Raw genomic sequence first — 17,485 nt, 5'->3', positions numbered from 1 at the left:
TCACTGGTCAGTTGCTTGTCCTTGATCCACATCCACACCTGGCCCAGCAGGTGCGGCGGGGTCACGCGACTGGCGCGCAGGGTCCACAGGCGCTCGACGACGATAGCCATGGCTGCGATGGAGCTCAGAATGATCGGCAGCATCATCCAACCACCGGACTTGACCAATTCCCACACAGTAAACGCCCCTTTGGAAAAAGGCCGCCACTCTACCATAGGCGCGCCGGGGGCTCATCTGCCGGAGGTCAGGGAATTGGGTTGCAGGGGAGGGTTCGCCACAACAGTTGCAGCGCCTGTGAAATCGAGCGCCGCCCGCGCGGCGCTTCGCAGCACAAGGCTGCTCCTACATCTGTTTCGGGCCAGTCACGCCTGTGCCAGCGCACGCGACCGCCTTGTTTGTCCGGCACGATATCGAGGTGGACGCCAAGGGGCCGCGCGCCTTTGCCTCAGGAATAATTGGCCCGAAACAGATGTAGGAGCAGCCTTGTGCTGCGAAGCGCCGCGCGGGCGGCGCTTGATCCCTCAGGTGCAGAAAATTTAATGGCAAGCACCTGCAAGCCACTACACATTACTGCGCCCGAACCCGCCAGAACCGCCGCTGCCCCCTCACACCATCAACCGCCCCCTGCCCACCCAACACCAACCGCAACGCCCCCTGCTCCGCAGTGTCATACATCACCACCCCATGCCGCCGATAACGTTCGACCACCTGCGCATGCGGGTGCCCGAAGCTGTTGTTTCGCCCCCGCGAAATCAACACCCCACGCGGCGCCGTGGCGCGGATGAAGGCCTCGCTGGACGAGCTGCGGCTGCCATGGTGCGGCGCCTGCAACCAGTCGATACGCGGCTCCTCGCTGGCCGACAGCCAGGCCCGCTCGGCACCGGCTTCCATGTCCCCCGCCAGCAACAACCGCTCCCCCTGCGCCTCGACCAGCAACACACAAGAGCGGTCATTGCTGCTGCGCCCATCAGCCCAGCGCCACAGCGAAAAGCGCACGCCATCCCACACCCAACGCTCGCCACTGGCACAAGGTTGCAATTGCAGGTCATCCAGCACTTCACCGCCGATCACCCGTTTGACCGGCAGACCACGCATGATTGCCCCAGCACCACCGGCATGGTCGGCATGGGCATGGCTGATCAGCATCAGGTCCAGGCTGCTCACCCCCAGCTTGCGCAAGGTTGGCAACACCACCCGTTCGCCCAGATCGCTCTTCCCCCTGGCCGGCCCGGCGTCGTACAGCAGGTTGTGATGCCGGGTGCGCAACAGCACCGCCAACCCCTGCCCAACGTCCAGCTGCCAGACCTCGACCTTGCCGAACGGTACCGGCTCCCTGGGCACCCACAGGGCCAACAACATCACCCCGCCCAACCCACGCAGAGGCAAGCCACGGGGCAGCAATACCAGCAGCGCCCCCAGGCAGACCAGCAGCCAGGCCCACATTGGCAATGCAGGCGACACCCATGCCGGGCGCAGTTGCGCCACCTCCGCCAGCAGCCGGAACAGCACATCGAGCAAACCACCCGCCAACCACAACAGCAGCTCCCCTACCCCGCCCAACGGCAGCAGCAAAGTGCCCAGCAGCGCCAATGGCAGTACCGCCAGACTGACCCACGGCACCGCAACAAGGTTGGCCAGCGGTGCACTCAGGCTCACTGGCAAACCCGTAGCCAACAGTACCGGCAGCAAGCCGATGGCAATCACCCATTGCGCCCGGGTCCACGCCTGCCAAGGTCGCCAGCCGCCCAGGCGGGCACTGAAGCAATAGACAAGCGTGGCCACGGCCGCGAACGATAGCCAGAACCCCGGCAACAGCGCGGCCAACGGTTCGACCAGCAGCACCGCGTCCAGCGCCAGCAACAACGGCAAGGTCGCGCCAAGATGGCGATAGCGCAGGCGCCAGAACAACACCACGGCCAGCATCAGGCAGGCCCGTTGTACCGGCACGCCTGCACCGGCCAGCCAGCCATACGCCAACGCTGCGGTCATGGCCAGACCGCAGGCACAAGGCAACCATGGCAGCCGTGCCGGCCACAGCCCCCAACGCGCCAGCCAGGCAACCAGGCCATACAGCAAACCGGCAACCAGGCCGATGTGCTGGCCAGAGATCACCAGCAGGTGCACCGTGCCGGTGGCCTGCAACGTTTGCCAGTCCTCCCGGGTCAGGCCCGCTCCGTCGCCAAGCACCAGCGCCACCAAGGCCGCCTGCCGGCCATTGGCCTCGACTGCCAGCAGCCGCTGGCGCAGCGTGTCGCGCCAGCCGCCGGCAATGGGCGCCAGCAACTGCCCGGCCTTGACCGTACCGGTCGCACCGACCCGCCGCGCCAGCAGTTGCGCCTCACGATCCGGCCCATGCGGGTTAAGCAGCCCCGCCGGGCGCTGCAAGGTCACCGCCAGCCGCCACTGCTCGCCCGCGCGCAGCGGCGGGCCGTCGAACCAGCTCAGTTGCAGACGCTGTGGCAGTTCTGCCCGCCGCGAACGGGGCGCGTCCAGTTCGAAGCGCACACCTTGCGCAGTCCGGGTCGGCAGGCCGACCACCTGGCCCTCAAGCCACAGGGTGCGGCCATCCAGCCCGGCGGCCAGGCGGTCATCCAGCGCCTGTTGTGCAGACCAGCAGGCCCAACACAGGCCTAACAGAAAACAGCCCAGCGGCCACAGCCGGGTGAACAGGCCGACGCCACCGGCTACTGCCAGCAGCACCAGCCATCCGACCGATGGCAATGCGGGGAGAAAGCCCAGGCACAACAGCCCGAGCGCGAGCGCAAGCATCCCTGTGCGCATAGAAGTAGAGCTCCAGAAGCAAAATCACCTTCTGAGGCATAGCCCAATTGCTGGCAGCGCTTGCTCAACAATTGTCACAAACTCTAAACGAGGCTGAGCGGGAATCAGGGCATACTGCCCGAATCAACGCTCCGGGAGCCTACATGCCGCGCCGATTATTCAAACGCTACATGCCGGACCCGACCAGTATTCGGGAACACAAGTCCTTACGCTTTTTCGGCAAGTTGCTGCACGACCCGAACCTCTGGCACCTGAACCGCCATTCGGTGGCGCGGGCCATGGGCGTTGGCCTGTTCGCGGCGCTGATCCCGATGCCGGCGCAGATGCTGCTGGCCGCCGCGCTGGCCATTCCGTTGCGCGGCAACCTGCCGATCGCGGTCAGCCTGGTATGGCTGACCAACCCGCTGACCATGCCACCGGTATTCTTCGTCACCTATATGACCGGCGCCTGGCTTATGCAGGTACCGCCGCGCACCCTGCCCGATGAACTGACGTTCCAGTGGATTACCGACCAGCTGTCGACGCTGTGGCAACCCTTCCTGCTCGGCTCGGTGGTGTGCGGCGTGGTGCTGGGTATCCTTGGCTACTTCACCACCATGCTCTACTGGCGCTGGTGGGTGGGCCGGCAGTGGCGTCGCCGCCAATGCCGGTGCAAGGCTTCAGGCACGCATGCCGCGGCCGCTGACCAGCAGGCGCACGCACACCAGGTAGAGCACTGCGGTGGCGACCAGCATGAAGGTAATCGCCGTGCCAATGCTGATATCCGACACCCCTAGGATGCCGTAGCGGAACGAGTTGACCATGTGCAGCACCGGGTTGGCCAGCGACACGGTCTGCCAGAACGGTGGCAAAAGGTTGATCGAGTAGAACACCCCGCCCAGGTAGGTCAGCGGCGTCAGGACGAAGGTCGGGATGATCGAGATGTCGTCGAAGTTGCGCGCGAACACCGCGTTGACGAAGCCCAGCAGCGAGAAGATGGTGGCAGTCAGCAGCACCACGACCACGGTCACGCCCAGGTGGTGCACCTGCAGGTGGGTGAAGAACAACGACAGGAAGGTCACGATCACGCCCACCGCCAGGCCTCGCAGCACGCCGCCCAGCACATAACCGACGAGAATCGTGTGCGGTGAGACCGGCGAGACCATCAGCTCCTCGATAGAGCGCTGGAACTTGCTGCCGAAGAAGCTCGATACCACGTTGCCGTAGGAGTTGGTGATCACCGACATCATGATCAGCCCCGGCACGATGTATTCCATGTAGGTGAAGCCACCCATGTCGCCGATCTGCCGGCCGATCAGGTTACCGAAGATGACGAAATACAGGACCATGGTGATCGCCGGCGGCAGCAGGGTCTGCGGCCAGATACGCAGGAAGCGCCGCACTTCGCGATAGACGATGGTGTTCAGGGCGACCCAGTTGGTGCGCATTTCCACACTCATACGGCCACCTTCGACAGGTTTTTTTCCACCAGGGACACGAACAGCTCCTCGAGTCGGTTGGTCTTGTTGCGCAGGCTTTGTACCTCGATGTTCTGCAGCGCCAGCTGGCCGAACAGCGCGGTGATGCCAATGTCCTTGTCTACCTGCACTTCCAGGGTGTGCGGGGTCAGCAGCCGGCACGGGTAACCCTGCAGCACCGGTGCAGTGGCCAGGTCCTGCCTGATGTCGAGGACGAAGGTTTCGACATGCAGCTTGCCCAGCAACTGGCGCATGCTGGTGTTCTCGACGATGGTGCCGTGGTCGATGATGCCGATGTTACGGCACAGCTGCTCGGCCTCTTCCAGGTAGTGGGTGGTGAGGATGATGGTGATGCCCTTCTGGTTCAGCTCGGTAAGGAAGCTCCACATCGATCGGCGCAGCTCGATGTCCACGCCAGCGGTGGGCTCGTCGAGAATCAGCAGGCGCGGCTCGTGGATCAATGCACGGGCAATCATCAACCGGCGCTTCATGCCGCCGGACAGCGAGCGCGACTGCACGTCACGCTTGTCCCACAGGCCGAGCTGGGTCAGGTACTGCTCGGCTCGCTCCTTGGCCACCTTGGGCGGGATGCCGTAGTAACCGGCCTGGGTCACGACGATGTCGAAGGTTTTCTCGAACTGATTGAAGTTGAACTCCTGCGGCACTACACCCAGACAGCGCTTGAGTGCCGACGGCTCGCGATCCAGATCGTGGCCGAACACGTTGACCGTGCCGCTGGTCTTGTTCACCAGGGTGGAGAGGATGCCGATGGTGGTGGACTTGCCCGCGCCGTTGGGGCCGAGCAAGGCGAAGAAGTCGCCTTCGGCAACATCCAGATCGATGCCCTTGAGGGCCTGGAAGCCGTTGCCGTAGGTCTTGGTCAGCTGTCGGATGGACAGGGCGGAACTCATAGCGGGTCACTTACCAAGAAAAAGGTGCAGGACACGCCAGGTAAAGGCACTGGCGCAGTGAGTGCGGCCAATGGTGCTTGGCCTGGCCGCACAAGTACAGTCATGTGTATTGATAATGACTATCGAAGTAGCCGTGGTGTTCGATCAGGTCAGCGCAGTCATTACCGCTGCCTGGTAGGCCGGGCGGGCCTTCAGGCGCGCGTACCAGGCTTCCAGGTGGTGCATGGCCGGGCGCTCGATGGGCATTTCGAACCAGGCATAGATGAAACTACCCAGTGGGATGTCACCCATGCCGATCTGGTCACCGGAAAGGTACGGTTGTTGGGCCAGGGCTTCGTCGGCAATGGCCAGCAGCTGGGCGCACTGCTTGTGCGCGGCGTTGATCGCCACCCAGTCGCGCTGGTCTTCCGGGGTGCGCAGCAGGCCCCAGAACAGCGGGCGGAACGGCGTTGCGAAGGACGAAGTGGTCCAGTCCATCCACTTGTCGGCGAGGGCACGCTGGCGTGGGTCTTCCAGGTACCAGCCCTGCTCGTTGCCGTACTCGGCGCACAGGTAGCGGACGATGGTGTTGGACTCCCACAGGGTCAGGTCGCCGTCTTCCAGCATCGGCACCAGGCCATTGGGGTTGCGCGCGCGGTAGTGCGGCTCGTTGACCACGCCGAAGGCGCCGCCGGCGTCGATCGACTCGAAATCCAGGCCCAGTTCATGGGCGATCCACAGCGCCTTGCGCACATTGCTCGAATTCTTGCGGCCCCAGATCTTCAGCATGGCAACGTCCTTATGAATGCGGAGGTTGTGCAGTCTACTCCAGACTTTCGTCGCCTGTACCGGCCTCTTCGCGGGCACGCCCGCTCCCACAGGGATCGCACCAGGCCTCAGGTCGGTGCAGTACCTGTGGGAGCGGGCGTGCCCGCGAAGAGGCCGGTACAGGCAAACACCGGACTGAAACTCCCGCCGCCATACCCTGTCACTGTTCTGACCCGGCCGTTCGCAGCGTAGCGTCTAAGCTGTCCGGGACGGCTTACCCCCAGGTTCCAAGGAGGACCGATTATGTTGCTGTTGTGGCTGGTAGTGCTGGTGATCTTTGCTGCGTACCTCACGCACCGGCGCCTGGCGCCCTTGCAGATTCTCGGCATCATGGCGGCGTACGTGCTGCTGATGGGCATTTTCAGCAGTGCTCCCGGCTGGCTGCTGACCCTGATCTGGATGGTGCTGGCACTGAAAGCCGCCCTGGTGGCGCTGCCGGAATGGCGCCGCAAGGTATTCACCGGCCCGGTGTTCAACTGGTTCCAGCGCACCCTGCCGCCGATGTCGCAAACCGAGCGCGAAGCAATCGACGCCGGCACCGTATGGTGGGACGGCGAGCTGTTCAGCGGCCGCCCCGACTGGCGCACCCTGCTCGCCTACCCGGCGCCGACACTGACCGAAGAAGAACAGGCCTTCATCGATGGCCCGACGGAAGAACTGTGCGCCATGGTCAGCGACTGGCAGATCGGCCAGGACATGGACCTGCCGCCCGAAGCCTGGGCGCATATCAAGCAAAATGGCTTCTTCGCCCTGATCATCCCCAAACAATACGGCGGCAAAGGCTTCTCTGCCTACGCCCACTCCCAGGTGGCGATGAAGCTGGCCACCCGCAGCGGCGACCTGGCTTCCACAGTGATGGTACCCAATTCGCTGGGCCCAGCCGAACTGCTGCTGCATTACGGCACCGACGAACAACGCAACCATTACCTGCCACGCCTGGCGCGCGGCGAGGAAATCCCCTGCTTCGCCCTTACCGGCCCGCTGGCCGGCTCCGATGCTGGCGCCATGCCCGATACCGGCGTGGTCTGCAAAGGCCAATGGCACGGCGAAGAAGTCATCGGCCTGCGCCTGAACTGGGAAAAGCGCTACATCACCCTGGGCCCGATCGCTACCCTGCTGGGCCTGGCATTCAAGGCCTACGACCCGGACCATCTGCTGGGCGATGAAGAAGAGCTGGGCATCAGCCTGGCGCTGATCCCCACCGACACCCCAGGCGTGGAGATCGGCAAGCGCCACCTGCCGCTGGGCGCCGCCTTCATGAACGGCCCCAACAGCGGCAAGGATGTGTTCGTGCCGCTGGACTTCCTCATCGGCGGCCAGGCCATGCTCGGCAAAGGCTGGATGATGCTGATGAACTGCCTGTCGGTAGGCCGCTCGATTTCCCTGCCCGCCGTGGGCACCGGCGCTGCCAAGTACACCAGCCTGGTCACCGGCCAGTACGCCAACATTCGCGAGCAGTTCAATGTGCCACTTGCGGCCTTCGAAGGCATTCAGGAGTCGCTGGCACGCATCGGTGGCAACGCCTGGTTGATGGACAGCGCGCGTCTGCTGACGGCCAAGGCCGTGGACCTTGGGGAAAAACCCTCGGTGCTGTCGGCGATCCTCAAGTATCACCTCACCGAGCGTGGCCGCGAGTGCATCCAGCACGCCATGGACGTGCACGGTGGCAAGGCGATCATCATGGGCCCGAACAACTACCTGGGGCGCAACTGGCAAGGCGCGCCGATCTTCATCACGGTCGAGGGCGCGAACATCCTTTCACGCAACCTGATGATCTTCGGCCAGGGCGCCATCCGCTGCCACCCGTTCGTGCTCAAGGAAATGGCCCTGGCCGGCCGTGAGGACCGCGACCAGGCGCTGCGGGAATTCGATGACCTGCTGATGAAGCACATCATGTTCGCCGCCGGCAACGCGGCCAGCACGCTGGTGTTCAACCTGGGGCTGGGCCGCCTGGAAAACGTGCCGGGTGATGCCTTGAGCCAAGGCTACTTCCGTGCGCTCAACCGCCAGGCGGCGGCCTTCGCCCTGCTGGCGGACCTGTCGATGATGCTGCTCGGCGGGGCGCTCAAGCGCCGCGAACGCCTGAGCGCAAGGTTGGGGGACGTGCTGAGCTACTTGTACCTGTCCAGTGCCGCACTCAAGCGCTATCACGACCTGGGTTCGCCGCAACACATGCAACCGTTGCTACGCTGGGCCATGGAAGAAAGCCTGGGCCAGGCAGAAAGCGCCCTGGACCGGCTGCTCGACAACTTCCCCAACCGTTTTGTCGGCTGCGCGTTACGCGTGCTGGTCTTCCCCTTCGGTCGCCGCCACACAGGGCCAGGCGATGAACTGGATGCCGAGGTGGCGGCGTTGATTGGGCGGCGCAAGGGTGACCCGGCGTTGGAGGAGCTATTAGCGGGTTGCTTCAGGCCACAAGCAGAAGGCGACCCGGTTGCGGCGCTGCAACGGGCAAGTGATTTGCTGGATGAAACCGCCCCCCTGCAACAGGTGCTGCATCAGGCCATCAAGGCAGGCAAGGTCAAGACGACGCACGCACAGTCGCCGGTCGAAGCAGCCATTGAAGCAGGCCTTCTGCAGCCCGCAGAAGGCGAACGCCTGCAGGACGCCGAGCAGGCACGCCGGAAGGTCATCGATGTGGACGCGTTCGACAAAGACCAGCTGGTACTCGAGCCTGGCCGCATTCGCTGAATGCATGCCGTGAGGATCTTGTTGCAGAGCCAACCGATGCGAACGAAACGAGCATACCGACAGAGCCTTGAAAGGCTCTGTCGGCTTGACCGGCACCGAGAGAGGATCAGTTCTGAAACAACGCTACCGCCTCGGCAGGTGTGTAGAGAGGCGTCGGGATGACGGTAAACGCCCAAAGCAACAGCCTGCTGCTTGTAGTATCTCGCGCCCAGGCGACAGTGAAGGGTGATGGATTGCTGGGTGCTGGCTCGAACACGCCTGAGCGGGATATGCTCCCATTACCCCATGCAACGACCCATTCGGTATCGCTTTCCGCGACCTCGACGTTTTTGTTGTGATCAGCGTCAAAATACCAGAGCGAAAGTTTAAACTTGCCGTTTTCCAAAGACGTCTTCAGATAATGTGTTTGCGGGGCGTAATACGTCGCAAATGTAGCGTATGCACTTTCGCCGCCTTGCGTAGCTTTGATCACATCTACCGAGAAGCGCCTCTTGAGGCTGGTAATAACGGCAGCCTGGCGCTTGGTCGTGCTATCCACCTCCAGGGCCACGGCGGGTTGCTGTGTGGCAGGCGGATAATAGTATCGGACACTACCTTCTTTACCCATGCTCCCAAGCCTGTCGCCCTCGAGCACCCAGGATGCCGTATCAGGCCCTGGATTCAGCACAACTTCCTGTTTGCCTTCGCCCTCCGCAACCACGCGCACCAAGGGGTCGAGTGACAGAACGACCTTCAGCGGCTGAGCGCCCTCAGCCTGTGAAAATTGTTGCCTGGGCGAGTAGAAATCTGTGCCATAAACTTTCAAGATGTCGTCGTATGAACCATCCTTGCGCCTGAGTTGCGGAGGCGGAAACACCAAGGAAGTGATCCAGGCTTCATCATGAGGCGCCTTGCCCTGAGCCACCTCAGGAAACGCCTGTTGGGCGAACGTGAAAACGTTGACTTGGTCGTCTATGCCCTCGGGCTCAGGCGGACTTACCCTGGCCGGCGGCAGATTTTCCTCAGCCGCAGGATTCGTGCTGAAATATTGGATGGCCATTGCCGTCTGCTGGTTGAACGGCTGGCAGATAACATTCAACTCACGCAGCGTACTGTTAGTGGGTAGCCCTACCGAATAAAGATCAACACCTTTGTTGGCCTCGAAACCGCGTTTCAGTTTCTGTAGTAGCGTATCTTGGCCTGTAAATGAAAATTCCGGCGTCGTTATCCACGCCAGGCGAACAACACCATCACCTCGATAAGCGAGGCTACTGCCAAGCTGGCTAGCCTTGATCGTCAGAATCTGGCTCGCGTCGTAGCTAACCTCCCTGATTTCACTCAACCAGTATTCACTGCTACCCGGGTCTTTTCTAAGGGCTACCTCACGCTCACCCAGCAGCCGCTTGTGTACTTCTATAACTTTGTCCGACCACTTCATCCACGGCTGGCCAAACAGGACAGAAGCCACGTTGCGCGTGACAGCATCCGATTGCCTGTCGAGCAAAAGTGCTTCACCTGGGGTAAATTCATTTTTTGCGTTATATGCCTCCCAGCAATCATTCAACAGGCTGTACCACACCATGCTGTAAACAATAGGAAGTCCTGTATTCGGGGCCAGATCATTCGCGCGAGTCATGATGCTCTCCAAGCCAGACAAAATGCCTGGCCCCCATGTAAACCCGCATCGCCTTTCCCTGCTACTGTCAAAAATGACAGGTAGCCCCGCAAACCAGCGCCGCTGCCAGTTGTCCGAGAGATGAGCCTCATTGGGGTATACTCACGCTTTTGCTAGCCGAGGACCGCATCATGGCCACCCCCCACCTGGAATACCACCTGCAACTGCTGCAGCACCTGCGCACCATCCTGGTGGCTCTGGCCGAGGCCGAGCAGGTACCGGAAGAAAGCCACGCGTTGTTCCTTGAGCGCTTCGACGACCTGCTCAACCAGCTGCCAATAGACCCTCTGCAAAGCCAATACCTGGGGCAGGATCTGATTTGCCAGGTGATCCAACGCTACCCACAAATCGCTCACCTGGTGCCACGCGATCTGCTCTGGTTCTTCGGCGGCGACTGTTTGCATTTCATGCCCGATGAAGAGCAGAACCTCTATCAACAGCTGGAAGAACGCCGCTACGAAGCAGAGCAAAACGGTGAAACCTTTGACTGGAATCTGCAGAAGCAACTGATGGCTGCCTCAGGTCTCCCCCACTAAGCCCCAGCTGCACCTGACAGCCACCGCTTTCTCTTCGCCCCGAATACGACTTACCTTACAGATCATCTGTTGCGACCAACGATAGGCTTGCGCACTGCCGACCCGGCGCCCTCCCACAGGACGTCGGCTCGACAGATATCCCCAAGTCAACTCCCTATCTGGACCGCACAATGAAACGTATCCTTGCACTGTTCGCCTTGGGCCTGGGCTGCAGCTCGGCCATGGCCAACACTGGCATCATCAACTTCGAAGGCTCCGTAAAAGCCGGTGGCACCTGCCCGATCAGCGTAGTCACACCGGGTGGCCCTGGCCTGCCGAAACTCTACCTTGGCGACTTCAAAGCCGAGGACTTCACAGCGGCTGGCATGAAAACACCGTTGCAACGGTTCGCCCTGCGTCTTGACCCTGCGACCTGTCCTTCCCCTCCCGCCGACACAACCGTTACCTTCAATGCCGGTTTTGGCGCCGACCCGACAGGCAAACTGTACGCACTGCAAAGTGGTGTTGGCTACAGCGAAGGCTTCGCACTGGCCATCTACGACAAGAGCAACGCTCAACTCGACCCTGGTGCCGCGTCTGTCACATACGTCCTGGACCCCACAAAACCCACCGACATGAACTTCACCGCACAGCTGCACACTACAGCCGCCAAGGTGACTGAAGGGCATATCGCTACCAGCGTGGACTTCGCGGTTGAGATTCCATAAACCGAAAAACTACAAGCGCGGCTCGCCGCGCTTGTTCCATGCCTTTCACAGAACCTCTTTTATGCATACTTCACTTTTGCGTCAGCTGCTTCTGATTACTGCCGTTACAAGCTGCATCATGTCCTCGGCCCATGCCGCGCTCACCATCAGCGCTACCCGCATTGTCCACGGCAGCGACAAGCAAAGCAGCTCGATCATCGTTGCCAACCCCAGCACTCAACTGTTCGCGGTGCAAAGCTGGGTCGACACCCAAACGGACGACGGCACCACAGCTGTTCCACTGATAGCGGCACCTGCCCTGTTCCGACTGGACCCGGGCAAACAACAGACCGTACAGATCAATCGCATTCCCAACGACCTGCCTGAGGACAGGGAATCGTTGTTCTACTTCAATGTGCAGGAAATCCCTCAAGCGCAAGAGGAGCAGACGAACACCTTGACCATCGCGCTGCGTACCCGGATCAAGTTGTTCTATCGCCCGGCCACGTTGCAAGGCTCCCCCGAAGAAAGCTTGAAGACCTTGCAATGGTCCGTGCAACATGCCAACGGCAAAGCGCAGCTGCTCGTGCACAACCCCTCGCCCTACCACTACACCTTCAGGCGCGTCCTGTTGGGTAGCCCTACAGAGCGTAAAAACATCGAAGCCCAGGAAATGGTTACCCCGAAAAGTACAGTGGCCTACGACTTGCCAACGCAGGCATTGTCCCCGGGCACGCAGGTGTTCTTTACGACCATCAGCGATTACGGCGGCACGACAAGCGAAATGGCCGCGCCTGTTACTGGCTTGTGAGGGGCATTCCGACTCAGGCTCTCAAGGTCGGGCTCAAAGACGGGAAGTTCACCGGAACACCGTGCGCGGCAAACCTGACCTGGACGTGCAAGGTGAACGGGTTGTCCAGCAGCAGCGTCATCAGGAAGGATTTCAACACGGCAACATCGTTAGCCGAACCTATGCCTTGAGAGAGATCAGCAGGCCTGACCACGTAGTCTTTCAGTACCTGGAATGGCACCGCCTCCTGACCATTCTGCAAGACGCCGGTGACCCATATGTCAACCAGCTGCCCTTCAGCCATCAAACGCCAGGTTCCCAAGGTTACAGGTACACGGGCTGGCGCCTGGGACAGCTTGAGGTTTCCGCTAGAGACCCCTGCCAACTCGACCCTGGGCAAATTCTTGCTGAGCGGCAAGACAGTCAGTTCGACTGGTGGCGACGGGTAATCAAGACGCTTGTCACCAGACGCCACGAACTTCACTTTGATGGTGGTACGCCCCTGTGCCAACACTTTTTGCTCCGGGATCTCGAATTCCCGCTCACGCCCTTCATAGCCAGTGGTCGCGGAGAAATAGCCAGGGTCACCGGGCTCCCCCCACTCCACGCGCAGCGTTTCGTCCGGATAGACCACAGCGTCAGCCGGCACCTTAACCAGCAGCGGCAAGCGCAGGTCATCGAGCGCAAGGCGCAACTGCCCATCCGTACCCGTCGCCTGGGCGATGCTCGGCAGCGGAAAGGTTCGCGTAGCTGCCGATACAGACAACTTCAAGGGCTTGGAAAACGCACTGAGGTTGCCTGCCCGATCCTCGATCGCATAGTACAGGTAGCGAACCCCATCACCGCGCTGAACAATCAGTTCGGCGGTAAAGTCGACGTAAAACGGGCCGCCAATGTCTTCGAAAGCAATTTCGTATTCACCCGCTTTCGTCTCGGCAAAAGGCTCGGCATCCCAGTAGAAGATGATCGTGTCGCCGGCCACGGGCGTTGTATAGCCGGGTACCTGGGTGCGCAAACGCTGGCCATGGTTTCTCAGGTAGCGCTCCGTGAGGCCGTCGCGCTCGATTTCCTCCGGGTCTTCCAACACCGTCAGCATGCCCTGAGCCCCACCCAATGCAGGTGGGGTAAGATCAATCAAAACAGTCAGCGTTGCCGAGGGGCTCATATCGCCAACGGAGTTGGTCACTTCATAGCGCAGCACATGCGGCCCAGCTGTTAGGTTTGCTACCGGAACGCTAAGCTCCAGATCCTTGGGTTGCACTGGGGCTTCCCACTGCTTGTCCTTTACCAAAGTCGTATCCCAGAACAGCCTGAGGCGTTCGGGCTCACCGGGGCGAGGATCGGAGACAGGCCACATGGGTACAAGCACGCTCAAAACTTCCCGCGTTGCAGTGACCGGCAACAGGTTTACATCGCCGCCTGGAATGTCCTTGAGCAGCGCAGGGACTTTGACAGGATCCAGCAACGCCTGATGGTTGGTCGGCATGGCACTCATCTGCTTCATTCTCCTGAAAGGGAGGCCCCAGCTGCGGCCCCCCTCAATTAGCATTTACCAGCGGTAGCGCAGCCCCACGGTTCCACCCCAGGGTTGGTCAACGTGCTCGCCACGGCTGTGATCGAGGTTGAAATGCATTTGCAAACGCTCGGCGACCGTTACCGCCAGGCCCGCACCTAGCTCCAGACGCGAGCCCGAAAGGTCATTGGAAAACCGATTCTGGTTGACCTTCACATCATTGTTGTTGATGAACTCGTGTACGTAGGCTGCGCGTAGGTAGGGCTGGATGACACGCCCGTGCTGCCCCTCGAAGTTACGGCCAAACGTTGCCCCTGCCTTGCCCAGCAGCGAGCGAACGTCATCACCCTCGGCCTGCAGGCCGTTATCCAGGTGATAGTCTTTGCCTTGTATGTACGCGGTGGACCATTGGGTGAATGGCTCGATAAAGTAGCCTTGGTCCAATTTGATATGACGGCCAAATTCGGCCGACAGGCCAAGACCATGGTTGTTGTAGTGCCCCTTGGCACGAGTACCGTCACTCAGCGAAACTTTCGAATCGTTGTCAAAGCGGTTGAGTTTTACAACGCCGTCGAAGTAGTAGCCGCTGCTACGGTCCAGCCAAGTGCTGTACAGCCCCAGGTAATAGCTGTCGATCTCTCCACTGGTACCACCACTGAGGTCCAGGTCCGAGCGACTATGGCCTGCCAGTACGCCGAGCAGCCATTGGCCGTCGCCTACCGGCAGCGGCGCATCCGCGCCCAGCGAAAAGCCTTGCTGAGTCTGCTTGTAAGCGACGCCGGAACTGGCGGCCACGTCGTACTTGTTACCGTACGCACGCATCCAGCCACCAGCCTTGCCATCGTCCAGGCGCAATTCCCCCATACGGCTGCGCAACGATGTCAACTCGCCATACCAGACGGTGGGTGCGGTATTGAACAGCGCCAATACCGAGCGGGTACCGGGGCTGATGACCCTGCGCGAGCCATCCAGGTACCAGTCGTTTCCGCGCTGGGCCAGTTCGTAGGAAAACGCCCCCAGGTCCACCGGGCCATTCACCAAGGAAAACGAGGCGTCTCCCCCTCCCGTGCGCACTACCTGAAACTCGCCTTCCTGCTGTGGCTCCGCCCCACTACTGCCAATCAGCAACCCGTGATTGCCGCTGGCATTGCCGGTGATATCAAGAAAATCCGTTTGCCCAGTCGAGAAGTCGGCGTCCATGACAAAGGTGCCGCTACCGGACAAGCTGTCCAATGTCAGGCGCTGGTAGGCGGTAGGCTGGCCAAACTGCACCGTACCGCCATCAAGGGCCAGATCACCCACGGTGGCATCACCGACCATGGTCCAGCGTGATTGATTGCCGATGGTCAGTTTGTCGACATTTTCCAACTGGCCGGTGAGGGTGGCTTGCTTGTCCAGCGTAACGGCAGCACTGGAGCCATGCTCAGCCCAGACGTTGCCCTCCAACTGGCTGTTTTCGACGATCAGTTCGGCACTCGACCCATTACGCACCTCAAGCAGGTTGCCATTGCTGCCACTCAGTTGCGACCCGTTGCTGACCGTGATCTTTGCCGCTGCAGCCCCGGGGCGGCCACCTGCCACCACGATGGCGGCCCCGTCCTGCCCGACGACTTGCGAACCGTCCAGGTCAATCCGCGCCTGCCCCGTGGTGCCATCGGCATTGACCAGAATCCCCTCCTGCGCACCAATGATCTGGCTACCCTGTGCTTCGAGCCAGCCGTTGAACATGCGCACACCAGCACTGCCTGGGCCGGTGCCCTGCACTGTGCTGCCGTCGAGATGCAGTTCGGAAGTGCTGGCGATGGCCGCACCGCCATTCTTGCCGGTTACCGTACTGCCGCTAAGCCAGGCCGCCGAACCGCCCGCACTGCTCCGGCCCACGACCACGCCGCGATCTTCGCTGGCAATGGTGCTGCCATTGATGATGGCCTGTGCGCCTCCCTCCATCAGTACCCCGTCACCCGCGGCAACGATCGAACCGTTGTTGAATTCCAGCGCACCCCGCTCGCGCAAGAAAATCTGCTGGGTGGTCGCGCCATTACCTGTCAGCTTCGCGCCACCTAAAACCTGATAGCCAACCAGCGGGTTGGCACCACCAATGACCGTATCACGCTTGATGATTTCCTGGGCTGCCAGGACTTCACCCGCGTATAAACCCAGGGGCAACACGGTTATGCAACAGGCTACACCTCGGTAAAACTTGTTTTTCATATCAAAGCTCTCATGCGACTCAAGTTCAGGCACAACCTGGACGAGCACAGGCCGGCACCAACAGCCGTCAAGCTACAGGGAAGAAAAACACCGATGTATAGGATTATTCCTACAAATATCCAGGGAAATTCTGACGTCGCGCAAAGCACTTCCCGCGCAATGCGCGACTCGCTCAAATGCCGATCAGCCGTTGGGATCGCAAACACCCGATGGAGGAATGAAAGCCAATGTTACTTTGCGGTCATAGCAGTCATGCCGCCCCAGTAAAATGTCAGCTCATCATCTTCCTCGGCAAAAGCGTACAGTTCAAACGCCAACTCGGCATTCAATCCATTATCCCCGGTATCTAGCTCATCGGTTTTCCCACTCCCCTTACCGGTGATCACAGGCCGTTTCAAACCTGAATGAATAGGCACCGGCCAACTCGGGTCAGGCCCCCCGGATCCATGGTTTCGAAATCGACCTTGATATCAGTTTCCGCCCCGCCCATGGGGTGGGTACCCCGTAGCAGCGTATAGCTGACCTTGGTGTCCACAGCGCCTGTGCTGGTGCCGTATTCCTTCTGCATGACCTCGTTGGGCACCCGCACCCGAATATACTCGCCAGGGGCGAAACCCACTGTTTCAGGCAGCAATTCTGTGGCCCCCCATCTAACGATGCCGACATCGCATGGGCAGAACGATAGGAATAATCCTATCAGCCATTATTCTCGGCGCATCACTGCTCGCAGCGCCATGGGGCGCCCCTTTGACGCTTGGCTCGGGCCTGTCTTGGGCCGGTATCGCTGCCCAGGGTGTCGGCCTTGCCACACAGATAGCAGCCAAAGCCACTGAAAAAGTAAATCCTGAACTTTCAAAAACACTAAGCATTACTGGTTGGGCGATTAGCCTAGCTGGCACATTAATGTCTGCGGTAGGTACTGGTTTGAGACAAGCGACTGCTTACAAAGGTCAAGTTTTCCAACCTAAAACTACCCCACAGAATAACGCTATTGCTAGGGCTCATAATAAGTTTATACGTGTGTTTAAGAAAGCAAATAGTAAAGGCCTGGGCTCCAGAAAAGCTAGTAAATGGGAAAGCTTCATTCCAAAAAACTCCGCAAACCGATCCACCACAGCTAGAAATAATACCTACTCCCCTCGATCATCGACCGACAGCAATGCTGAACACATAGAGCTTCAAGAGTTTACACGACAATACAACCCATCTAGTAATACCAACGCGCAGCTCACCCCTGATCAGCAAGCCTCGGGTAGCTCATCTGATGAAAATAGAGATTATCAAGGGGTAGTGAGAAAACTCGGTGTATCTGCACCAAAAACCCAATCTTATACATAAATTTGGAGTCCACGTTTTGAGTCTTGATCTTCTTGGGCTCTGACTGGACTACGCTTGTAAAACCCAACGGAGCTCCCGGCAGCGACAGCCGCCGGGAGCTATCGTCAATA

At 60.4% G+C, this 17,485-nt stretch carries 13 protein-coding genes and 2 pseudogenes; 6 read left to right on the top strand and 9 right to left on the bottom strand.

Translation table 11 applies throughout. The features are described from left to right. Positions 1-176 (bottom strand): annotated as a pseudogene (locus JV551A3_RS10395) (MotA/TolQ/ExbB proton channel family protein); the annotation flags it as partial. Positions 177-567: 391 nt separating this feature from the next. Then, positions 568-2,781, bottom strand: coding sequence for a DNA internalization-related competence protein ComEC/Rec2 (locus JV551A3_RS10390; protein ID WP_133970738.1), 2,214 nt, complete (start codon positions 2,779-2,781; stop codon positions 568-570). A gap of 143 nt (positions 2,782-2,924) precedes the next feature. On the opposite strand from JV551A3_RS10390, the pseudogene JV551A3_RS10385 reads away from it, so the two are divergent. Continuing rightward, positions 2,925-3,431, top strand: a pseudogene (locus JV551A3_RS10385) (DUF2062 domain-containing protein); the annotation flags it as partial. 9 nt (positions 3,432-3,440) lie between these two features. Here JV551A3_RS10385 and JV551A3_RS10380 read toward each other — a convergent pair. The 3 genes from JV551A3_RS10380 to JV551A3_RS10370 form a co-directional block, all read right to left on the bottom strand. Next, on the bottom strand, positions 3,441-4,220 hold the full coding sequence (locus JV551A3_RS10380) for an ABC transporter permease (RefSeq protein WP_112253345.1): 780 nt from the start codon (positions 4,218-4,220) through the stop codon (positions 3,441-3,443). Next, entirely contained in the window at positions 4,217-5,149 is a 933-nt protein-coding gene (locus tag JV551A3_RS10375; RefSeq protein WP_133970736.1) for an ABC transporter ATP-binding protein, read from the bottom strand. The genes JV551A3_RS10380 and JV551A3_RS10375 overlap by 4 nt, the downstream gene beginning before the upstream one ends. A gap of 144 nt (positions 5,150-5,293) precedes the next feature. Next, positions 5,294-5,917, bottom strand: a complete 624-nt coding sequence (locus tag JV551A3_RS10370; RefSeq protein ID WP_133970735.1) for a glutathione S-transferase — start codon at positions 5,915-5,917, stop codon at positions 5,294-5,296. Positions 5,918-6,199: 282 nt separating this feature from the next. Between JV551A3_RS10370 and JV551A3_RS10360 the strand changes: the two genes are divergently transcribed. Continuing rightward, positions 6,200-8,647: an acyl-CoA dehydrogenase gene (locus JV551A3_RS10360; protein WP_133970733.1), complete on the top strand. Its 2,448-nt coding sequence runs from the start codon at positions 6,200-6,202 to the stop codon at positions 8,645-8,647. Between the two features lie 106 nt (positions 8,648-8,753). On the opposite strand, the gene JV551A3_RS10355 is transcribed toward JV551A3_RS10360, so the two are convergent. Next, positions 8,754-10,262: a hypothetical protein gene (locus JV551A3_RS10355; RefSeq protein WP_133970732.1), complete on the bottom strand. Its 1,509-nt coding sequence runs from the start codon at positions 10,260-10,262 to the stop codon at positions 8,754-8,756. Positions 10,263-10,432: 170 nt separating this feature from the next. On the opposite strand from JV551A3_RS10355, the gene JV551A3_RS10350 reads away from it, so the two are divergent. The 3 genes from JV551A3_RS10350 (at position 10,433) to JV551A3_RS10340 (ending at position 12,334) form a co-directional block, all read left to right on the top strand. After that, positions 10,433-10,837, top strand: a complete 405-nt coding sequence (locus JV551A3_RS10350) for a PA2817 family protein (RefSeq protein WP_133970731.1) — start codon at positions 10,433-10,435, stop codon at positions 10,835-10,837. Between the two features lie 170 nt (positions 10,838-11,007). Further along, positions 11,008-11,544, top strand: coding sequence for a fimbrial protein (locus JV551A3_RS10345; protein ID WP_133970730.1), 537 nt, complete (start codon positions 11,008-11,010; stop codon positions 11,542-11,544). 61 nt (positions 11,545-11,605) lie between these two features. Then, positions 11,606-12,334 carry a fimbrial biogenesis chaperone gene (locus JV551A3_RS10340; protein WP_133970729.1) on the top strand — a complete coding sequence of 243 codons (729 nt, stop codon included), beginning with the start codon at positions 11,606-11,608 and terminating at the stop codon, positions 12,332-12,334. Between the two features lie 13 nt (positions 12,335-12,347). On the opposite strand, the gene JV551A3_RS10335 is transcribed toward JV551A3_RS10340, so the two are convergent. From JV551A3_RS10335 to JV551A3_RS10325, 3 genes are all read right to left on the bottom strand, one after another. Then, positions 12,348-13,817: a hypothetical protein gene (locus JV551A3_RS10335; protein ID WP_133970728.1), complete on the bottom strand. Its 1,470-nt coding sequence runs from the start codon at positions 13,815-13,817 to the stop codon at positions 12,348-12,350. Between the two features lie 45 nt (positions 13,818-13,862). Next, positions 13,863-16,037 carry an autotransporter outer membrane beta-barrel domain-containing protein gene (locus tag JV551A3_RS10330; protein WP_133970727.1) on the bottom strand — a complete coding sequence of 725 codons (2,175 nt, stop codon included), beginning with the start codon at positions 16,035-16,037 and terminating at the stop codon, positions 13,863-13,865. 230 nt (positions 16,038-16,267) lie between these two features. Continuing rightward, the gene (locus JV551A3_RS10325) at positions 16,268-16,453 is read right to left on the bottom strand and encodes a hypothetical protein (RefSeq protein ID WP_133970726.1); all 186 of its coding nucleotides are present in this window, start codon (positions 16,451-16,453) and stop codon (positions 16,268-16,270) included. Between the two features lie 253 nt (positions 16,454-16,706). Here JV551A3_RS10325 and JV551A3_RS10320 point away from each other — a divergent pair, with 253 nt between their 5' ends. Further along, positions 16,707-17,375 (top strand): hypothetical protein, encoded by a 669-nt coding sequence (locus JV551A3_RS10320; RefSeq protein WP_133970725.1) that lies wholly within the window; start codon positions 16,707-16,709, stop codon positions 17,373-17,375. Positions 17,376-17,485: the final 110 nt, after the last annotated feature.

The organism is Pseudomonas inefficax (assembly GCF_900277125.1).
Classification (GTDB): Bacteria; Pseudomonadota; Gammaproteobacteria; order Pseudomonadales; family Pseudomonadaceae; genus Aquipseudomonas; species Aquipseudomonas inefficax.
This window is presented reverse-complemented; position numbering and strand designations above follow the sequence as displayed.